13 protein-coding genes are annotated in these 20,323 nt (G+C 61.8%); 8 read left to right on the forward strand and 5 right to left on the reverse strand.

The genetic code is table 11. The annotated features are described in order from the left end of the window. Positions 1-17 precede the first annotated feature (17 nt). A complete protein-coding gene (locus tag HER32_RS17145; RefSeq protein WP_168682758.1) occupies positions 18-317 on the reverse strand; it encodes a hypothetical protein in 300 nt (99 codons plus the stop codon). Between the two features lie 162 nt (positions 318-479). Here HER32_RS17145 and HER32_RS17150 point away from each other — a divergent pair, with 162 nt between their 5' ends. Both HER32_RS17150 and HER32_RS17155 read left to right on the forward strand, forming a co-directional pair. Beyond that, positions 480-1,880, forward strand: a complete 1,401-nt coding sequence (locus tag HER32_RS17150; protein ID WP_168682759.1) for a cytochrome P450 — start codon at positions 480-482, stop codon at positions 1,878-1,880. Between the two features lie 126 nt (positions 1,881-2,006). Continuing rightward, the gene (locus tag HER32_RS17155; RefSeq protein ID WP_168682760.1) at positions 2,007-3,938 is read left to right on the forward strand and encodes an ATP-binding protein; all 1,932 of its coding nucleotides are present in this window, start codon (positions 2,007-2,009) and stop codon (positions 3,936-3,938) included. A gap of 4 nt (positions 3,939-3,942) precedes the next feature. Here the strand turns inward: HER32_RS17155 and HER32_RS17160 are convergent, their stop codons facing one another. Then, positions 3,943-5,067: an MBL fold metallo-hydrolase gene (locus tag HER32_RS17160; RefSeq protein WP_168682761.1), complete on the reverse strand. Its 1,125-nt coding sequence runs from the start codon at positions 5,065-5,067 to the stop codon at positions 3,943-3,945. A gap of 294 nt (positions 5,068-5,361) precedes the next feature. On the opposite strand from HER32_RS17160, the gene HER32_RS17165 reads away from it, so the two are divergent. After that, positions 5,362-5,916: a GNAT family N-acetyltransferase gene (locus HER32_RS17165; protein WP_168682762.1), complete on the forward strand. Its 555-nt coding sequence runs from the start codon at positions 5,362-5,364 to the stop codon at positions 5,914-5,916. Between the two features lie 112 nt (positions 5,917-6,028). Here HER32_RS17165 and katG read toward each other — a convergent pair whose 3' ends face one another. Both katG and HER32_RS17175 read right to left on the reverse strand, forming a co-directional pair. Then, positions 6,029-8,281, reverse strand: a complete 2,253-nt coding sequence (gene katG, locus HER32_RS17170) for a catalase/peroxidase HPI (protein WP_168682763.1) — start codon at positions 8,279-8,281, stop codon at positions 6,029-6,031. 344 nt (positions 8,282-8,625) lie between these two features. Further along, on the reverse strand, positions 8,626-9,966 hold the full coding sequence (locus tag HER32_RS17175) for a TlpA family protein disulfide reductase (RefSeq protein ID WP_168682764.1): 1,341 nt from the start codon (positions 9,964-9,966) through the stop codon (positions 8,626-8,628). A gap of 184 nt (positions 9,967-10,150) precedes the next feature. Between HER32_RS17175 and HER32_RS17180 the strand changes: the two genes are divergently transcribed. The 5 genes from HER32_RS17180 (at position 10,151) to HER32_RS17200 (ending at position 19,912) form a co-directional block, all read left to right on the forward strand. After that, the gene (locus tag HER32_RS17180) at positions 10,151-12,445 is read left to right on the forward strand and encodes an aconitate hydratase (RefSeq protein ID WP_149070518.1); all 2,295 of its coding nucleotides are present in this window, start codon (positions 10,151-10,153) and stop codon (positions 12,443-12,445) included. A 160-nt stretch (positions 12,446-12,605) separates the two neighbouring features. After that, positions 12,606-13,574 (forward strand): ATP-binding cassette domain-containing protein, encoded by a 969-nt coding sequence (locus HER32_RS17185; RefSeq protein ID WP_168682765.1) that lies wholly within the window; start codon positions 12,606-12,608, stop codon positions 13,572-13,574. A 226-nt stretch (positions 13,575-13,800) separates the two neighbouring features. After that, the gene (locus HER32_RS17190; RefSeq protein ID WP_168682766.1) at positions 13,801-16,653 is read left to right on the forward strand and encodes an MSEP-CTERM sorting domain-containing protein; all 2,853 of its coding nucleotides are present in this window, start codon (positions 13,801-13,803) and stop codon (positions 16,651-16,653) included. A gap of 94 nt (positions 16,654-16,747) precedes the next feature. Next, positions 16,748-18,739, forward strand: coding sequence for a TonB-dependent receptor (locus HER32_RS17195; RefSeq protein WP_168682767.1), 1,992 nt, complete (start codon positions 16,748-16,750; stop codon positions 18,737-18,739). 180 nt (positions 18,740-18,919) lie between these two features. Next, entirely contained in the window at positions 18,920-19,912 is a 993-nt protein-coding gene (locus tag HER32_RS17200) for an AAA family ATPase (RefSeq protein WP_168682768.1), read from the forward strand. Here the strand turns inward: HER32_RS17200 and HER32_RS17205 are convergent. Next, complete coding sequence (locus HER32_RS17205; protein WP_197748848.1) at positions 19,902-20,243, reverse strand: hypothetical protein; 342 nt, start codon at positions 20,241-20,243, stop codon at positions 19,902-19,904. The genes HER32_RS17200 and HER32_RS17205 overlap by 11 nt on opposite strands. Positions 20,244-20,323: the final 80 nt, after the last annotated feature.

The following is a 20,323-nucleotide window of genomic DNA, read 5'->3' on the forward strand; positions in this document are numbered from 1 at the left end:
CCGCCCGAATCCGTGGGTTAGGCTTTCACCTGGTAGGCTACGCTTTCGGGCTTCACGTCCGACACGTCGAAGTGCACGCCGTCGAAGGTGCTTTTTACCGTGATTTCGTGGGTCATGTCGCAGCCGGGGCATTTGATTTCCTCGGTTTCGAACTGGCCGTCGTCTTCCGTGGAGTTGGCCAGGTGGTCGGCGGCGGGCACCCCGATGAGGTCGGTGAATACCTCCGTCTGACACGAGTTACATTCGAATTTAAGCCCTACCGTGCGGCCTTGCAGCTCATCGAGGGGGGCTGGCGTATTTTTTTGCTGAATCCACATAAGAACGGGTGTTTGATTGGAGAAAGGATGGGAGGTGAGGCGCCAGGGCCTACAGGCTGTACGCGGGGAGGGTAGGGTGGGGTTGTGTTTGCGGTAAAGGCGGAGGAAAGCGGACAAGCAAACGTGCGTACCTTCCCTTCAGAAACCATTGGCTTCCCCTGCATGAGCACGCAACCTGCCCAGGCCCTTGCCGAGCCGCTGTCCGGCCCAATTCCGTGGGTGCCGCGCTGGCGCACCTTCCGTTCGCTGCTGGCTATGGCCCGCAACCCCATCGACAACCTCGACCAGGTCCACCTGCGCCTCGGCGACACGGTAGGCATACACCTGGGCGGCATCCGGCCCACCATCGTCACCCGCGACCCGGCCCTGGTGCAGCACATTCTGCAAAAAAACCACCGCCGCTACCTCAAGTCCGACCTTACGCACGGCCTGATTCGCTACCTGGGCCGCGGCCTGCTCACCAACGAGGGCGCCGACTGGCTGCGGCAGCGCCGCCTGATTCAGCCAGGTTTCCACCGCCAGCGCCTGGCTGGCCTTACGCGCCTAATGCAGGCGGCTGCCGAGGAATGGACCCGGGAGTTGCGCCTGCGTACGGCCGCGGGGCCAGCCGTGGTAGATATTCACGAGGCCATGACGCGGGTGGCGTTTCGCATCATTGCCCAGGCCACCTTTGGTACCAGCATGAGCGAGCAGGAGCGGGAGCGGCTGTCGGACATGCTCACCCAGATTCAGGCCTTCTACGTGCGCACCATCCGGCAGCCCTACCTGCACCCGTGGTTTCGGCTGGCCGGCCGCTACCGCCACCACGATGCCCTGAGCCGGGAGCTGCGCGAGCTGGTGCGCGGCTACATCCGCCAGCGGCGGGCGGCCGGCGCCGGCCCCGGGCAAGACGACCTGCTGCAAATGCTCCTGGATGTGCGCTACGAGGATACCGGGGAACCCATGACGGAAGACCAGTTGCTGGACGAAGCCAACATCCTGCTGCTGGCGGGCCACGAAACCTCCGCCAATGCCCTGAGCTGGCTGTTTTACTTGCTGGCGGGTCATCCCCAGGTCGCAGAAAACGTGCGCGAAGAGCTGCGCCAGGCCGGCCTGAGCACCCAGGCCCCCGCGTTTGAGGACCTGGCCCGACTGCCGTACTCCATGCAGGTCGTTCAGGAGACTATGCGCCTTTACCCGCCCGCCTGGATTCTGGACCGGGTAGCGCTGGAAGCCGATGAGTTTCGGGGCCAGCCCATTCCCAAGGGGACGCTGTTTTCGATTTACCTCTACGGCCTGCACCGCCACCCCGGCCTCTGGCCCGAGGCCGACAGTTTTCGGCCGGAGCGGTTTGCCCCCGATGCCCAGCCACCCGTGCCGGCCTACGGCTATCTGCCGTTCGGGGGCGGGCCCCGTCTGTGCATCGGCAACCATTTTGCGCTGGCCGAAATTCAATTGGTGCTGCTCGAAACGCTCCGGCACTTTGCGGTAGGGCCGGTGTCGGCCGCTGCCGTGGTGCCCGTGCCGCTGGTTACCCTGCGTCCGCAGCCCGGCCTGCTGGTGGAATTCAGCTCCCTGCCCTAACACTTCGGAAGGTTAGGGGTTGAAAACGGGCTGCTTGCTCCACAACAATGGAAGCTCGATCTTTGGGCATATGTTGGGGCAGGCTGCCGCTTCTGGTCCAAGGTGCTGTCTTTTGCCTGCTTATCTATGTCCACCCCGCCCAGTTCCCCCGAGTCCCTGCCCACCAATCTGGCCGATGCCCAGGCCGAGATTCTGGCCTTGCGCGCCGCTTTGGCTGAGCAGCTCACCATAGCCCGCATTCCGGCGCAAAACCCCAACCCCTCTTATCGGCTGGGGTCTAATCGGCAGCGGTTGTTTGCCAACCCCGCCGCCGATGCGCTGGCGGCTTCATTACCTGCTGACGTGCAGGAAGAAGGCCGCGTCCAGGCGTTTGGCTGGGCCGCGGAGGCGCTGACGAGCGGCCAGCCAATAGAACGGATGCTGAAGCTGGGTGAACGTCAGTTTGCGGCGTACATCGTTCCTTTCCCCGAGGAAGAATACGTGAACATGTACTTGGTGGAGCAGACGGCCCAGGTAGCTGCCCAACAGCGGCAGGCGGCCCAGGAAGCCTTTACCCGGCAGGTGCTCGACGCGGTGCCGGTACTTGTGTACGTGCGCGATGCGGCCGGCAACTATGTGTTCCAGAACTCGGCTACGCGGGAGCTGGCCGAACAGCTGGCCAACAGCCAGCCCACCGCCGAAATAGCCAGCCACCAGGCCCGGCAGCTTGCCAGCTACGATGCCGCCGATGCCAGCGTACTAGCCTCGGGCCAGCAGGTAGTAGTGGAAGACGAAATGACCTTGCCCGATGGGAGGCTGCGCTACCTGCACACCATTAAGCAGCCCCTGCGCTGGGATGATGGCCCCACCCACGTGCTGGGCGTAAGTGCCGATGTGACGGACCTAAAGCAGGCCACGGAAGCGGCCAAGGCGGCGGCCAAAGCGCGTGAGAATTTCCTGGCCAACATGAGCCACGAAATCCGTACGCCCCTCAATGGCGTGCTGGGCATAGCCGCTCAGCTGGCCAAAACGCCCCTGAACACCCGCCAGCAGGAGCTGCTGGGTATTATCCGCAACTCGGGCCGCCACTTGCTGGGCGTCATCAACGATGTGCTCGACATGGCCAAGATTACCTCCGGCAAGCTGGAGCTGGAGCAATCGGCCTTCAACCTCTGCGACTCCATGGGGCAGGCCATCCAGCCCCTCATCTACCAGGCCCAGGAAAAAGGTATTACGGTGGAAGGAACTCTGCTGCGCGACTCTTGCCCGTATCCCTGGGTGATTGGGGATGCGCACCGGCTCAACCAGATTCTGATGAACCTGGTCAGCAACGCGGTAAAATTCACGCCTGCCGGGGGCCATATTAAAGTAGGCGGCTACGCCCTGGCCGAAACCGGGGAGGAGCTAACCGTGGAGTTCCGGGTAAGCGACACGGGTGTGGGCATAGCCCCCGATAAGCTGGGCCGCATCTTCGAAAACTTCACCCAGGCCTACGCCGATACTACCCGGCAGTTTGGCGGCACCGGCCTGGGACTGAGCATCAGCCGGGCGCTGGTGGAACAGATGAATGGTACGCTCACCGTGACCAGCGAAGTAGGTAAGGGCAGCACGTTTGCCTTCCAGCTCACGCTGCCCCGCGTGGCGGTGCCCAAGCCGGCCGATGCCCCGCCCGCCCACACCACCTACGATACCGGCGCATTGCGTGGCAAGCACTTGCTGCTGGTAGAAGACAACGACATCAACCGGTTAGTGGCGCGTATGCTCCTCGAAGACTGGGGCGTGACCCTGGAAGAAGCGGAAGATGGCCTGGAAGGACTGGCCTGCATCACCCAAAACACCTACGATGGAGTGCTGCTGGATATTCAGTTGCCCGGCCTGAACGGGCTAGAGGTGACGGCGGCCGTGCGTGCCCTGCCCGACGCACGCAAAGCCCAGGTCCCGATTCTGGCGCTAACGGCCAATGCCTTCCAGAGCGACACGGAGGAGTACCTGGCCGCTGGCATCAACGACGCCATTGCCAAACCCATCGACGACGCCGTGCTGTTTGCCAAGCTTACCCGGCTACTGACTGCTACCTAGGCTGTTACTGCCACCAGCGTACCTGGGGCAGGGGGCCGGCGTTCAGGGTTACTGGCTGGCCTAGCTGAGGTGTGGTGATAGGCAGCTGGCGGCGGGCGGCCTCAGTAGTGGCCCGGCGCACCGGCTCATTCCAGGCGTGGTGAGCTTCCGTGAAGGCACCCCAGTGCACCGGCAGCATCAGCCGGGCCTGCACGTCGAGGGCGGCCTGCACGCTTTGCTCGGGCATCATGTGAATTTCGGCCCAGTCGGCATCGTACTGGCCGCACTCCATCAGGGCCAGGTCGAAGGGACCGTGCTGCCGGCCAATGGCGGCAAAGTGCGGGCCGTAGCCCCCGTCGCCGCTGTAGAACACGCGCTTGGTGGCTGATTTCAGTACCCAGGAGCTCCAGGAAGTGGAGTTGCGGTTGGTGAGGCCCCGGCCCGAGAAGTGCCGCGTGGGCGTACTCACAATGGTAAGCCCCGGCAGCTGCAGCGAGTCGCCCCAGTCCATTTCGTGGATTTTGGCGGGCGCCACGCCCCAGGCCAGCAGGTGGGCCCCCACGCCCAAGGGCACGTAGAAGTTAGCCGTCTTATCCTTTAAGCGGCGAATAGTCTGGTAGTCGAGGTGGTCGTAGTGGTCGTGGGAAATCAGCACGGCATCGATGGCGGGCAGCTGCTCGGCCGTTATGGCCAACTGAGGGTTGTAGCGCTTGGGCGTCACCCAACTCAAAGGGCCCATCTGAACGCTTAGCATGGGGTCGAGCAGCACGTTTTTACCCGCTATTTCCACCAGACTGGCCGAGTGGCCAAACCACGTCACGCGCACTGTCTCGTTGGTTTTCTGCTGAATATGAGCGGGCGTCAGCGGCTGGGTGGGCAGGGGGGCAGCGGGCCGTTCGTTGGGCGTTTTGGTAAACAGGAATTTCCAGAGTGAGGAAAACGTGCTGCCGCCCGTCATGAGCGTGGTGGGCACCAGGTTTTGAAATTCGCCGTCCCGGTAGTGGCCTGTTTTGGCATAGGCCGCACGCTGGGCTTTGGTGGGCTTACCCCCAAACTCCGGGCTCAGGTTGGCAAAAGCCCCGCCCACCACGAGCAGGGCCACCAGAAAGCCACCTAACAGGCGAACAAATAAGCGTCGGGGTTGGCGCATACGAACTAGGAGAGAGAAATGGGGGGTAACAGTAGCCCACTGCCCTGCAGTCGGAATACGGGGCGAAATACTTTACCGCGTGTCCAGTAAAGTACGCTTAACTGCCCCAATTAGCCGAGTGAGGGTGGTGCCTGGGCAGGTGGGTAAAATACTTGTCTTGTTGCGTTTGCCGATTCCGGAACCCAGGAAAGGCTGAGCCTCGAAAGGTGCGTACAACCTACTCGATAGCGCGGATGGACGTTATTTGGCTACCCCGCGCCGAATAGAGTCAGGCCTTTCTGCTACTTTGCCGCCATGGAACTGCTTTCCCTCGGCGGCCTCGTGCCCGACGCCATCCCCCGCCTCGAAACCCCCGACTTACTGCTGCGTGCGCCCCGGCCCGAAGATCTGGCTGAAGCGGCAGCGCTGCACCAGGACCCGGCCTTCTACCGCTACCTCGGCGGCAACCCCAACGACGAAGAAACCGTGTGGCGACGCATGCTCTCCCATCTTGGCCATTGGGTGATACTGGGCTACGGCTCCTGGGCCTTGGAGGAAAAAGCCACCGGCCGCTACGTCGGCACCGTGGGCTTCTTCGATGTGCAGCGCGACCTGACACCTTCTATCAAGGGCACGCCCGAAGCCGGCTGGGTACTGGCACCCCGGCTGCACGGCCGCGGGTACGCCAGCCAGGCGCTCACCGCTGCCCACGCCTGGGCCGATGCGCACTTCCCCTCTCCGCGCACCACCTGCATCATCGACCCCGACAACGAGGCTTCCCTACGCCTGGCGCGTAAGTTTGGCTACCAGGAATTTGCCCGCCCGCTTTACCACAACAAGCCCATAGTGCTCCTGGAGCGGTTTCGGTAGCTACCTGCCAGCTGGCTTCTGCGGTGGCTTAGTCAAGCCCAAGAAAAAAGGTGGCCCCACATGAGGCCACCTTTTTCACTGCTAAAATGACGCGGAAGCGCCCGAGCAGGCTTTAGGCCAGGTCGAAGCGGCCGAGGTTCATCAGGCGGGCCCATACGGCCACGAAGTCGTGCACGAACTTCTCCCCGGCATCGGCGCAGGCGTACACCTCGGCCAGGGCGCGCAGCTCGGAGTTGGAGCCGAAAATCAAGTCAACGCGGGTGCCGGTCCACTTCACGGCGCCGGTTTTCCGGTCGCGACCGTTAAAGGTATTTTGGGCATCGGAGGTGGCGCTCCACGTCGTGTTCAGGTCGAGCAGGTTCACGAAGTAGTCGTTGGTGAGGGCCCCCGGGCGGGCGGTGAACACACCGTGCTGCGACTGGTCGAAGTTGATGTTGATGGCCCGCAGGCCGCCGAATAGCACTGTCAGCTCCGGTGCCGTCAGGGTCAGCAGCTGCGCCTTGTCAATCAGCAGTTCCTCGGCCGCGGCCTTGTGGTGGGGCTTTAGGTAGTTGCGGAAGCCATCCGCGGCTGGCTCCAGGGCCGCAAACGACAGCACGTCGGTTTGCGCCTGGGAGGCATCAGCCCGGCCCGGCGTAAACGGTACCGTCACCGCGTGGCCCGCATTCCGGGCGGCCTGCTCAATGCCCACCACACCGGCCAGCACAATCAGGTCGGCCATGGAAATCTGCTTGCCGTCGGTTTGAGCTGCGTTGAAGGCCTGCTGAATGCCAGTCAGTGCGCGCAGCACGTCGTGCAACTGAGCGGGGTTGTTTACTTCCCAGTTTCGTTGCGGGGCCAGGCGCAGGCGCCCGCCGTTGGTGCCGCCGCGCTTGTCGGAGCCGCGGTAGGTGGAAGCTGCCGCCCAGGCCGTGCTCACCAATTGCTGCACCGAGAGGCCGGAAGCCAGGATGTTGGTTTTCAGGCCGGCCACGTCCTGATCGTTCACCAGGGGATAGGTTACGGCCGGGATGGGGTCTTGCCAGAGCAGCTCTTCCGTGGGCACTTCGGGGCCCAGGTAACGCTCTTTGGGTCCCATGTCGCGGTGCGTGAGCTTAAACCAGGCGCGGGCGAAGGCGTCGGCAAACTCCTCGGGGTTTTGCTGGAAGCGGCGCGAAATTACCTCGTACACCGGGTCGGCGCGCAGGGCAATGTCGGTGGTGAGCATGAAGGGCGCATGCTTCTTCGAGGGGTCGTGGGCATCGGGGATGGTGCCGGCCCCGCCGCCGTTTACCGGGCGCCACTGGTGGGCGCCGGCGGGGCTCTTCGTTAGCTCCCACTCGAAGCCGAACAGGTGGTCGAAGTAGTCGTTGCTCCACTGGGCGGGGGTGCGGGTCCAGGCGCCTTCCAGGCCGCTGGTGATGGTATCGGCGCCGTGACCTTTGCCGTAGCTGTTGCGCCAGCCCGTGCTCATTTCTTCCAGCGTAGCGCCGGCGGGCTCCTTGCCCACGTACTGGCCGGGGTCGGCGGCGCCGTGGGTTTTGCCGAAGGTGTGGCCACCAGCAATCAGGGCCACGGTTTCTTCGTCGTTCATGGCCATGCGGCCGAAGGTTTCGCGGATGTCGCGAGCGGAGCGGATGGGGTCAGGCTCCCCATTGGGCCCCTCGGGATTTACGTAGATCAGGCCCATCTGCACGGCGGCCAGGGGGTTATCCAGCTCCCGGTCGCCGGTGTAGCGCTTGTCGCCCAGCCACTCGGTTTCGGGCCCCCAGTAGATGTCCTGCTCGGGTTCCCATACGTCTTCGCGTCCGCCCCCGAAGCCGAAGGTTTTGAAGTTCATGGACTCCAGGGCGCAGTTGCCGGCCAGAATCATGAGGTCGGCCCAGGAAATTTTCTGGCCGTACTTCTGCTTGATGGGCCACAGCAGCAGGCGGGCTTTGTCGAGGTTGGCGTTGTCGGGCCAGCTGTTGAGGGGGGCAAAGCGCTGGGCGCCCGAGCCGGAGCCGCCGCGGCCGTCGCCGATGCGGTAGGTGCCGGCGCTGTGCCAGGCCATGCGCACGAAGAACGGGCCGTAGTGGCCGTAGTCGGCCGGCCACCAGTCCTGGGAGTTGGTCATCAGCTCGAATAGGTCCTGCTTTACCGCGTTCAGATCCAGCTTCTTAAACTCCTCGGCGTAGTTAAAGCCTGGGTCCAGGGGGTTGGACTTGTGGTCGTTCTGGCGCAGGATGCTCAGCTTGAGTTGGTTGGGCCACCACTCGCGGTTGGTGCGGCCTCCGCCGGCGGTTTGCTTTACGGCGCCGTAGCCGAAGGGGCACTGGGCGGCCGGCTCGTTCAGTTCGTAGAGAATGGAATTTTCCGGGGGGAGGTTGTGTAGGTTGGTGTCCATGTTGAAAATGAGTTATGACCTGGTCTCCGTGTGAAGCATAGCCGGTGGCAGGTTCGCCTGCCGAGCTAAAAATGCCCGGGTTGGCGGCGGGCCCGCGCCCCAACGCGTTACCAGGCAGCTGAGCCGCCTGATAAACGACCTCCTTTCTACAAAAAGCTCGACCATTTGTTTGCCGGGTGTGGCCGCTGATAAAACTCTATGCCCAGGAAATCCGTTGAAGGCCCACTTTTCCGCGACAAACTGGGGATGTCGCTCGGCAGGAACTTGCTGCGGATAGGATAAAAAAAAGACAGGCAGCGACTACTGAAAGTCCCTGCCTGCCCTATGGGAAGCGCCCGTAAACCTTACTCCGCCAGCAGCTGGTCGATGGTTTTGTTGAAGTCGGCTTTTTCCTGCTCGTAGTACTTGCCGGTACCGGGGCCGGAGTATCCCGTATGAATCTTGCGCACCTCGCCTTTCTTGTCTAGGAAGATGGTGGTGGGGAAAGCCAGCACCTTGGCCAGCTGCGGCAGGGACTTGCTGGCTTCGGCCGCCGAGGCCTGGCCCGCCACGGCAATATCGTAGCCGATGTTCATGCGCTCCTTCATCTTCAGCAGCTTCTGGGACGCCACTTTCTGGTCGGCGGTGCGCTCGTAGCCCAGCCCAATGATTTCGACCCCGCGCTGCTTGTTCTTCTCGTACCAGGGGGCCAGGAAGTTGGTTTCATCCATGCAGTTGGGGCACCAGGAGCCCAGAATCTGCACCACCACCACTTTGCCCGTGTACTTGGGGTCGGTGGGGGAGATGCTGCCGCCTTCGTAGATGTTGGGGAACTTGAAGTCGAGGCGCTTCTGGCCGGGTTTCATGCCGGTCAGGGCGTTGGCGTCGGGTAGCTTGGCGTTTGGGTCGGGCGTGGCGGTCCAGGTTTCGTGGCCTTTCTTGCCGGAGTAGAACTCGCCGAATAGAGTATTAGGGGCGTAGTCTTTCGTAATGTCGATGGGTTCTTTCGGGCCGTTGTGCGCCGTGAAGAGGAAGCCGTGGCTGCCATCGAACGTGCTGAGTTTTAGATTAGCGCCATCCACTTGCCCGGCCAGGTAACGGTAGTCACCAGTCGTGGTCAGGAAAGTGCCGGTTACGTCCGAACCAGTCTGCTTGAAGATGCCGACTGCCGGATAGGTTTCTCCGTCGTCGCCCTTGAAAGTCACTTTCCAGGTGCCATCAAACGAGAGCGGCTTGCTGGCCGCAGCTACGGGAAACAGCTTCTGTGCTCCTTTGGTAGCCGTAAACGCCACCCGATATGGCTCCTTGCCGTCGTACTTCACCCAGGCGCCTTTCAGCTTGTCGGCCCCGTCCTGGCGAACCACCAGCGCGGCATCAAACACGCCCATGCGGATGGTGGTGGAGTCGCCGGCTGAGCTAATTTCGTCCAGCTTCAGGCGCTCCTCGCCGTTGCGCAGCGTTACCACGGGCTTGCCGCCCTGCTGGCTTACTTCAAACAAAAACGGAATTTCCTGCCCTTGCGCTGAAAGTACGCCCCGCCACTTGCCGGCCGTGAGCTGGGGCGCCGCGCCCGTGCCCGCCGAAGCGGCGGCAGGTGGAGTAGCGGTGGTTTCGGTGGTGGTAGTAGAATTGGACTGGCAGGCTACCGCGGCCAGCGCGAGTCCGGCCCCGGTTACAGCCTTGCGAAACGAAAAGGCGACGGGCATAGTGAAAGAGGTTATTTGTTCGGGGCTAAACTACGGAGTAGGGTTGATAGTTTAAGGAATACGCCCTTGCCTGGCCAAAACGGCGGCCAAATGCCAAAATATTGGGCTGCGCAACGGGCGGTACCTATATTTGCGTACCTGTCTCTGATAGGCACGTTCTCTCCATCTTTTTCCCTTTCGCATTATGGCGTTTGACTTAGAAATGATCAAGGCCGTGTACGCCGGTATGGGCTCCCGCATCGAAGCGGCCCGTACTGCCGTCGGTCGTCCGCTCACCCTCACGGAAAAAATCCTGTACGCTCACCTGTACGGCGGCACTGTTTCGCAGGCGTTTGAGCGGGGCGTTTCCTACGTCGATTTCGCCCCCGACCGGGTAGCTATGCAGGATGCCACGGCCCAGATGGCGCTGCTCCAGTTCATGCAGGCCGGTAAGCCCCAGGTGGCCGTGCCCAGCACCGTGCACTGTGACCACCTCATTCAGGCCAAAGAAGGCGCCGACGAGGATTTGGCCATTGCCAACGCCGAAAACAAAGAAGTATACGATTTCCTGGCTTCGGTCTCCAATAAATACGGCATCGGCTTCTGGAAGCCCGGTGCCGGTATCATTCACCAAGTAGTGCTCGAAAACTACGCCTTCCCCGGCGGTATGATGATCGGCACGGACTCGCACACCCCCAACGCGGGCGGCCTCGGCATGATTGCCATTGGCGTAGGTGGCGCCGACGCCGTAGACGTGATGTCGGGCATGGCCTGGGAGCTGAAGTTCCCCAAGGTTATTGGTGTGAAGCTCACCGGCAAGCTGTCGGGCTGGGCTTCGGCCAAAGACGTTATCCTGAAAGTAGCGGGCATCCTGACCGTGAAAGGCGGTACGGGTGCTATCGTGGAGTACTTCGGTGAAGGCGCCAACAACCTGTCGGCTACTGGCAAAGGCACCATCTGCAACATGGGCGCTGAAATTGGGGCAACGACCTCGGTGTTCAGCTACGATGAGAAAATGGGCGACTACCTGCGTGGCACCGGCCGCGCCGAAATTGCCGATGCCGCCGCCGCCGTAGCCGCGCACCTGCGCGCCGATGATGAGGTGTACGCCAACCCCGCCAACTTCTACGACCAGCTCATCGAAATCAACCTTTCCGAGCTGGAGCCCTACGTCAACGGCCCCTTCACCCCGGATGCTGCCTGGCCAATCTCGCAGTTTGCCGCGGCCGTGAAAGAGCACAACTGGCCCGCCAAGCTGGAAGTCGGCCTCATTGGCTCCTGCACCAACTCTTCCTACGAAGACATTACCCGCGCCGCCAGCATTGCCAAGCAAGCCGCCGACAAAGGCCTGACGGTGCAGGCCGAGTACACCGTAACGCCCGGCTCGGAGCTGGTGCGCTACACCGTGGAGCGCGACGGACTGCTCGACACTTTCGCTCAGATGGGCGGCGTGGTGCTGGCCAACGCCTGCGGACCGTGCATCGGGCAGTGGGCCCGCCACATGGACGACATGAAGCGCCCCAACTCCATCATCACGAGCTTCAACCGCAACTTCGCCAAGCGCAACGATGGCAACCCGAACACCCACGCTTTCGTGGCCTCGCCCGAAATCGTGACGGCCTTTGCCATTGCCGGCGACCTGACCTTCAACCCCCTCACCGATACGCTGACCACCAAAGACGGCCAGCAGGTGCGCTTCGACGAGCCCCAGGGCATTGAGCTGCCCCCCCGCGGCTTCGATGTGGAAGATGCCGGCTATCAGGCGCCCGCCGAAGATGGCTCGGGTGTACAAGTGCTGGTAGCGCCTACTTCCGACCGTTTGCAGCTGCTGGAAGGCTTCAAGCCCTGGGAAGGCACCGACCTGCACGGCCTGCGCCTGCTCATCAAAGCCCAGGGCAAGTGCACCACCGACCACATTTCGATGGCCGGCCCCTGGCTGAAATACCGCGGCCACCTCGACAACATCTCCAACAACATGCTCATCGGGGCCACCAACGCCTTCAACGGCGAGACGAACTCGGTGAAGGATGCCCTGACCTCGGGCACGCCCTATGGCGCCGTGCCGCAGGTAGCCCGCAACTACAAGGCCCAGGGCATCGGGTCGATTGTGGTAGGGGATGAAAACTACGGGGAAGGCTCCTCGCGCGAACACGCGGCTATGGAGCCCCGCCACCTGGGTGTGCGCGCCGTGCTGGTGAAGTCGTTTGCCCGTATCCACGAAACCAACCTCAAGAAGCAGGGCATGCTGGCGCTGACCTTCGCCAACAAGGCCGACTACGACCTGATTGAGGAGGACGATACCATCGACATCCTCGGCCTGACTACGTTCACGCCCGGTCAGCCCCTGCAGATCCGCCTGCACCACGCCGACGGCGACACGGACCTCATCACGGTGAACCACACCTACAATGAAGGCCAGATCGAATGGTTCAAAGCCGGCTCGGCCCTGAACCTGATTCGTCTGAAAGAGTCCGGCGAAGCACAGTTGTCGCAGAAGTAATTGCTGCTAGCTTCGGCTGATGCATAGAAACGGCCGCTTCTCCGGTAGGGGAGGCGGCCGTTTTCTGTGGGCAGATGCTACTATATAATTGCTCTACTGGTTAGGCCTGTAGTAACAGAATAGGTGCGCCCATCCAAAACTACCCGTCAAATACCCACGAATGGCCTTTCTCCGCGTTTCCCACCTCAGCTTGCACGAAGCCACCCACCAGGCCCTCACCAACGTGAGCTTCTCGCTAGGGGAGGGCCGGCGGCTGGCGGTAGCCGGCGAAACGGGGGCCGGTAAAAGTACCCTGCTGCAAAGTATTGCCGGCCTGATTCAGCCCACCGGAGGAGAAATATGGCTGGAGGAACGCCGCGTAAAAGGCCCCCAGGAGCAATTGATGCCCGGCCACCCTGGCGTAGCCTACCTGTCTCAGCACTCCGAGCTGCCGAAGTTTCTGCGGGTAGAGCAGGTGCTGCGCTATGCCAGCACGTTGCCCGCTCCAGAGGCTGGGGCTTTGTATCAGTTGTGTCGCATCGACCACCTGCTGCTGCGCCGCACCGACCAGGTTTCGGGCGGGGAGCGGCAGCGCATTGCCCTGGCCCGCCTGCTGCTGGCCCGTCCGCGCCTACTGCTGCTGGATGAGCCTTTCTCCAACCTCGACCGGGGCCACAAGCAGCTGCTCCAGGCTGTATTGCACGACGTCACCACCCAGCTGGGCCTCACCACCCTTCTCGTTTCCCACGACCCACAGGATACCTTGTCCTGGGCCGATGAGCTGCTGGTACTGGAAAAAGGTGTGTTGGTACAGCAGGCTGCCCCCGAAACTATTTACCGGCAGCCGGTGAGTGCGTACGTGGCGGGTCTTTTTGGGGAGTATAGCTTGCTTTCTGCCGCAGCTTCCCGCCGTCTTACGGGCGACCCAGGCCGGCGCAACCGACGGCTGCTGGTGCGGCCCGAGCAATTACAGCTGGCCGAGGTAGGAACGCCCGCACTAGTACAGGAAGTCCGGTTCTACGGCAGCTACTACGAAGCGCAACTTACCCTGGCCGGGCAGCCCGTGCGGCTGCGCACCCCGCAGGCCGGCCTGCAAGCGGGCCAAACGGTGTCGGTAGCCCTGGCAGCTGGGGCAGCGTGGTACGTGTAGTTCAAAGGAGGAGCAACGTACGTCGGCTACTATAGCGCAAAAAGGCTTTTCGAGCTTCGGAAGAAGTGCTGGTTTTTGATGCCAGCCTACTTATTACTGATTGCAAAACAGGTAATACAACTGCCTTCCTGGAAGGAAAGGGTATCTTTTTTAATTAAACTTTGAAATGCAAAGTACTTTATAATATGTTTGTGACGTTCTGCCTTTTTATCTACCTGATCTGTACATGATGCGCTCTGTTCTGCAACCCCGGTGGCTATTTTTAGTGAATACATTACCAGTGCTGGTTCTACTGGCTCTGGGCTACGCCCAGTTTTCCCTGATTGAGAGCCTGCTGCCAATGAGCAGTGTGCGCACTTGGTGCTGGTTGGGTGGAAGCCTAGCGGGGCTAGGCCTGCTCACGCTAACCTACGCGGTGCGGCAGATGGTGCGTCGCCGCCCGGTAAGCCTGGGTTATTGTGTGGTGGGGTTGGTGACCACCATACTATGGCTGCTGGTGGCCATGCAGCAGGATTGGGAGTTGATTCCCTCAGAAATTCCGCGCTGGCTGGTGCCCACGGATGTTTTACTCTACGCCTATACCTTTCTGATGCCTACGCTGGCTCATGCGGTGTTTGTAGCCGTGGTACGCCTCACGCCCGCTAACCAACCTCAGTCGGCCTTACAGAACTTTGGCTTAGCCTTTTTGTCACCTATTCTGTGGGCATGTGCTGTCATATTTTTTTGGGCAGCATTAGGCCGCTGGGTGCCCATGGCGCTCGAACAAACACTGATGCGAATAGGCTTTGCGCTGGGCGCGGCCTGCTTCCTGTTTTTTCTGGTGCGCGCCGCTTACATCATGGGCCTACGCCGGCTAGAACATGGCCTGGGGTTGCACACGGGTTGGAAAGTGCTGGTTGGGCTGGTGATGCCCGTCCTGGGTTTGTTGCTAAACTCCGGTATCCTGCTAGGAAGCTGGACGTGGAAAGAAAGCGGCCTTTTCGGCAATTTCAACAGCTTCTCGTTTTATGCGCTGGCCGTGCTCAACGGCATTTTTGTGAGCTTGCCCCCCTCACCACGTCGGGGCTGGCAACTGCTGCTTATGCTGGGGCGGAGCATTCTGCTGGCGTATACGCTTTATTTCTTTCTGGTATTTCTGCCGTTTCTGCCGCTGGCGCTGCCAGCGGTGCTCCTCTTCGGTTTGGGGCTGTTCATGCTCACACCCTTACTGCTCTTGGTGGTACATGTACAGGCACTTTCCCTCGATTGGCAAACGCTACGCCCCATTACCCCGCGCGCTACGCGTTTAGCCGTGTTGGTAGGGGGCGGGCTGGTGTTGCCGTTGGCTCTCACGCTGTACTACCTGCATGAGCGGCACACGTTGCATCAAGCCCTCAGCTACCGGTACTCCCCCGATTATCAACTGCACCCCAGCCTTGATGAGCAGACGCTTGCCCGTACCCTGCAGCAGGTGCGCCGCAACAAAAACAACCAGGGCGGCCCGTGGGACTCCGGGCAAACGCCCTATCTCTCCCTCTACTTCAACTGGCTGGTGCTCGATAACCTGACGCTGTCGGAAACCAAGCTGGCGGACCTCGAACGAGTATTTATGAGCAAACCGGTAGCAGCGGAGGAGGTGCCTTTTACGCTACCCCCACCGCCTCCCTCATCGTTTCAGCCCGGCATCACCGACCTGACCACCCGCAGTAGCTATGATGCCCGGCAGCAAGCCTGGGTGAGCTGGGTGCACCTGCGCATAGCCAATGCCAACCCGCAGGAGCAGGATGGGGAATTTACGACAACGCTGGAACTGCCCGCCGGCTGCTGGGTCAGCGACTATTACCTGGATATGAACGGGCGGCGTGAGCAAGGTATCCTAGCCGAAAAGAAAGCAGCTGCGTGGGTATATGCCCAGATCCGCAATGAGCGTCGGCAGCGCGACCCGGGCCTGCTCATGTACCAGAAGTCGGGCCAGCTAAGCCTGCACGTGTACCCGGTGGTGGGCGCGGCCGTGCGCACTACCGGCTTGCAGCTGCTGCACCGGGACCCTCTCACGCTGCGTATTGGCCAGCGGCGCGTGGTACTGGGCGACTCGGTAGCAACCCCTCTGCAACCAACTGTGGTGGCAGCGCCGGGTGGGGCCGTGGCTTACGTAAGCCGGGCTGCCAAGCAGCGCCTACCGCTGGTGCGCCGCCAGCCCTACTATCATTTCCTGCTCGATGTCTCGGCCCGGCAACAAACCGCGGCGGCTACCTATGCTAACCGCCTGCGTCAACACTATGGCTCGGCCGTGCTGAACAACCCACAAACCCGCTTTACGCTGGTCGATGCTTACAGCACGCCCGTAGCCGCAGGCCAAAACTGGCAGGCCGCTCTGCGCGCGCACCAAGGCCGGGGTGGTTTTTACCTCGATGGTGCTCTACGGCGCCTTCTTACGGATACTTACCTGCATCCTGCCGCCACGTATCCCGTACCGGTAATCGTAACAGACTCCCTGCAGCATGCCATTCTCGGGCCTGATCTCGCCGATTTGCGGGCCGCGTACCCTGAGTCGGACGTGTTTTACGTGCTGGGTCCAGATGGCGAGCCTGAGCCGCATGCCTTAAGCCGGCGAAGTGCTCAGCCGCTGGATGTAGTGGATCAGATCCGGCCGGTGCGGGCTTGGCCCTCCGCCTTCCAGGCCCGCGCCTATCTCCCCGACGATGGGGCCGGCGAACTGGTCCTGGCTAACCCGGCTGCACCATTAGACCCCGCACTGGCTTCGGCCAACCGCTGGCAAACGGGTTTGCTGCTGCACGGCTATCAGCAATGGCAGGCCTTCCACCCCGAAATAGGGGAAAGCCAGCGGCGGCCTTTTGTGCAAGCCAGCTTCCGGGCCGGCATTCTTACACCCTTCACGGCGTATCTGGCCCTCGAAAATCCTGCTCAGAAAGAAGCCCTGCGCCGCAAGCAGCAGCAAGTGCTGAACGCCGCCTCGGCCCTGGATCTGGAAGAAGATTCTGCCAATCCTACGGCAGTGCCCATCGACCACTACGCTGGACTTCTGGTAGTTGCTGCGGCCCTGCTGGCGCTGTGGCAGCTGCGCCGTACTGCAGGTTGAAGCCTGGCCGAGCGGGCTATAGCAAGCATGAGCCCGGCTGCTGAAGGATTACGCTAGTTTTGCGGGCATATAGCCGTGGCTCTACTCCTTCTACATGAAACTAGGCATACTCTCTGGTGCTTTATTGTTCATCACCGCCACCAGCCGGGCCCAAACGCCCACTGCTTCAGATACGACCACGGCCCTGCCCGAAGTGACGGTGACGTACCGGGCGGCCGCCCGCACGCCCGTCACGTTTCTCAACCTGAGTGGCCGGGCGCTGGCGGCCCGCAACGTAGGACAGGAGCCGTCGTTTTTGCTCACGGAGACGCCCGCCGTGACGGCCTACTCCGATGCGGGCAGCACCCAGGGCTACGCCTACTTCCGCCTGCGCGGCATCGACCAGACACGCATCAACACGACCCTGGACGGAGTGCCGCTGAATGAGCCCGAAGACCAGGGGGCTTACTTTTCCAATTACCCCGACCTGTTTACCTCCCTGAGCGGACTGCAGCTTCAGCGGGGCGTGGGCACCACCCAGAACGGGGCGGCCAGCTACGGGGGCAGCCTGCAGCTGTTCTCGGCTTCCCTGCTCGATTCGGCCCGGGCCACCCTGGGTGGGGGCTATGGTTCCTTTGGCAGCTATCGGCTGTTTGGGGAGGTAGCCAGCGGACGGCGCGGGCACGTGGCCGGCTACGTGCGGGCCTCGCAGGTGCACTCCAACGGCTACAAGAACCGCTCGGCCAATACTTCCCGCTCGGTGTACCTGAGTGGGGGGCTGTTCTACGATAAAACCCACTGGAAGCTGAGCGTGCTGGCCGGACAGCAACGCAACCAGCTGGCCTGGCTGGGCGTGCCCGATTCGGTGTTGCGCAAGAATCGACGTGCCAATGCCAATGGACCGGAGAATGACTTGTTCCGGCAGGCCCTGGTACAACTGCAAAACCAGTGGCGGCCCACCGCCCATGCCGAAGTCAGCACCAGCGTGTACGCCTCGGGCCTGCGCGGGGGCTACGACTTCGACTTAAACAACTTTCTGGGTTTTCCATCCACCAACGAAATGTACCGCTACGATTTTCGCTCAGGGCTGCTGGGGGCTTTTAGCACCTTTACGCACCAGACCCGGCGGTTCACGTGGTCGGTAGGAGGCAACCTGAGCACCTACCAGCGCCGCCACTTGGGCAGCGAGCGGACGACCGGCGAGCTGTACCGCAACACCGGCTACAAGCGCGAAGGCAGCGCCTTTGGCAAGCTGGAGTACCAGGCCGGCCTGCTCACGCTGTTTACGGATGTGCAGGCCCGGGCCGTGCGGTTTCGCTATGCGGGCGACGTGCCCCTGGCGCCGCTGTCGTGGCAGTTTATCAACCCCAAAGCCGGCCTAAGCCTGGCCCTCACCGACCGCACTACGCTGTACTACAGCTGGGGCCGCACCGGCCGGGAACCTACCCGCAACGACCTGTTCGGAGGCAACGACAACCTCTCAGTCGACGAAGACGGGCAGGTCCTGCTCTACAGCACCCGCGCCGAGTACGTGCAGGACCACGAGTTGGGCCTGCGCTACCAAAGTCCTCGGCTTGAAGGCAGTGTGAATACCTATTACATGGATTTTCGGAACGAGATTGTGCTAAACGGCAAGCTAGGCCCCAACGGGTTGGCTTTGACCGACAACGTGGAGCGCAGCTACCGAAGCGGCGTAGAAGCCACGGTGCGTTACCAGCTCACCCCACGGTTTTCTCTGCTCAACAACTCCGCCTTCAACTACAGCCGCATCCGCGAGCAGGCCGAAACCTTTCGGCCAGTTCTTACCCCGGCGGTGCTGCTTAACCAGGAAGCCGCGTACGCCACCGGACCCTGGCAACTGGCCCTGACGGGCCGCTACCAGAGCCGCTCCTACCTGGATTTTGCCAACTCCGCTACCGTGGCAGGCTACGTGCTGCTGAACGCTCGCGCGCAGTATGCCTGGCGACAATGGGAGTTCACGCTCTTTGGCAACAACCTCACCAACGCCCGCTACTTCAACACCGGCTACGTGGAGGCCGACGGCACCCGCAAGTACTTCGTGCAGGCCCCGGCCAACATTTACCTGGATGTGAAACTACACCTCTAGCGTAGTCCCGTTTTAGGTTAAGCGTTAGCTGAGGCCCGCGTAGCCGAAGCCTCTCTGCCATTTCGTTGAATACCCGTAGAAAGCAGTCGGGATACTTCGGCCAGTTCAGCTTGACGTTTAATTTAGCATGTATCGGTTTTTCCATTGCATAGCAAGGGTTCATTAGAAGCGTTATCCGCTATGACGCACGCCTTAGTATTCGGGAAGTTTCTGCCCCTGCACCGGGGGCACCTGGCCCTCATTGACTTTGCCCGCCGCCACTGCGACCACCTAACGGTGCTGGTATGCGCCAGCGACCTGGAGCAATTGCCGGGTAGCGTACGGGCCGGCTGGCTGCGCGAAACTTACGCTGCCCACCCAGAGGTACATGTGCAGGTATTGGACTACCGCGAAAACGAGCTGCCCAACACCTCCGTTTCCTCCGAAGCCGTGGCACACGCGTGGGCCGAGCGGTTTCGGCAGGAGCTGCCCACCGTTAATCTAGTCGTCACTTCGGAGCCGTATGGGGAAATGGTGGCGGCCCGGCTGGGTATCCGGTTTCTGAATTTCGATCCGGCCCGTGTGCAAGTACCTGTTTCCGCCACCGCCATCAGAGCCGACCTACAGGCACATTGGCAGTACCTGCCGGGCAGCGTGCAGGTCTATTACCGGCGCACGGTAGCAATTCTGGGTACGGAGTCAACCGGCAAAACCACGCTGACGCAGCAACTGGCGGCATACTTCGGAGCCTCCTACGTAGCCGAGGCGGGCCGGGACTTGGTGGCCCACTCGACCGAAATTAGCCGGGCCGACTTACTGGCGGTGGCCTCGGAACACGCCCGACGCATTGCGGCGGCCCAGGCCACAGGCGGCCCGCTGCTGCTGCTGGACACCGATGTGCACATCACGCAGTCGTATACCGGGCTGCTGGGCGAAGATTACCTGGAATTGCCGGCCGAACTGTATGCCATCAACCGGGCCGATCTGTATTTGTACCTGCAAGCCGATGTGCCGCTTGTAGATGATGGTACCCGGCTAAGCCAGACCGAACGGCTGCGGCTGGATGCTTTGCACCGGCAGACGTTGACGCATTTTGGCATCCAATACCACGAAATAGGTGGGGTGTGGCCCGAGCGGTTTGCGCAGGCCGTGCAATTGATTGAGTTGCTGCTGAAGCAGGCGGCTACAGCGTAGCTACTTGCTCCGGCCGGTTCTCGCGCGGTTTTTGCACCAGGTAGTAGAAGGCCAGCACCAGCAGCCCGGCTCCGAACGGCACCAGCGCCAGGTGCTTGCCCGTGACGGAGTGCCACACCAGCACCTCATCGAAGTGAAAGAACTCACTGATCATCCAGTAGGAGTTGGCCGAAATCCAGAGCACAATGGCCAGGTTGTGGGCCAGCTCGGAAACCAGGTGGCGGGTGCGCCAGGTAATCATGATAGCAATAGCCAGGGTGGGCACAACCATGGCCAGGCCCAGGGGCTTCCACACCATGCACCAGCTCACGTCTTTCAGCAGCCAGAACACGATGTGCAGGTTTTCAGAACACGATGTGCAGGTTTTCCATGCGCCGGTACGCGGCCGGAATGACGTAGTGGGCGTCGGAC

Origin of the sequence: Hymenobacter sp. BT18, assembly GCF_012273015.1 — a bacterium.
GTDB classification, from domain to species: domain Bacteria; phylum Bacteroidota; class Bacteroidia; order Cytophagales; family Hymenobacteraceae; genus Hymenobacter; species Hymenobacter lutimineralis.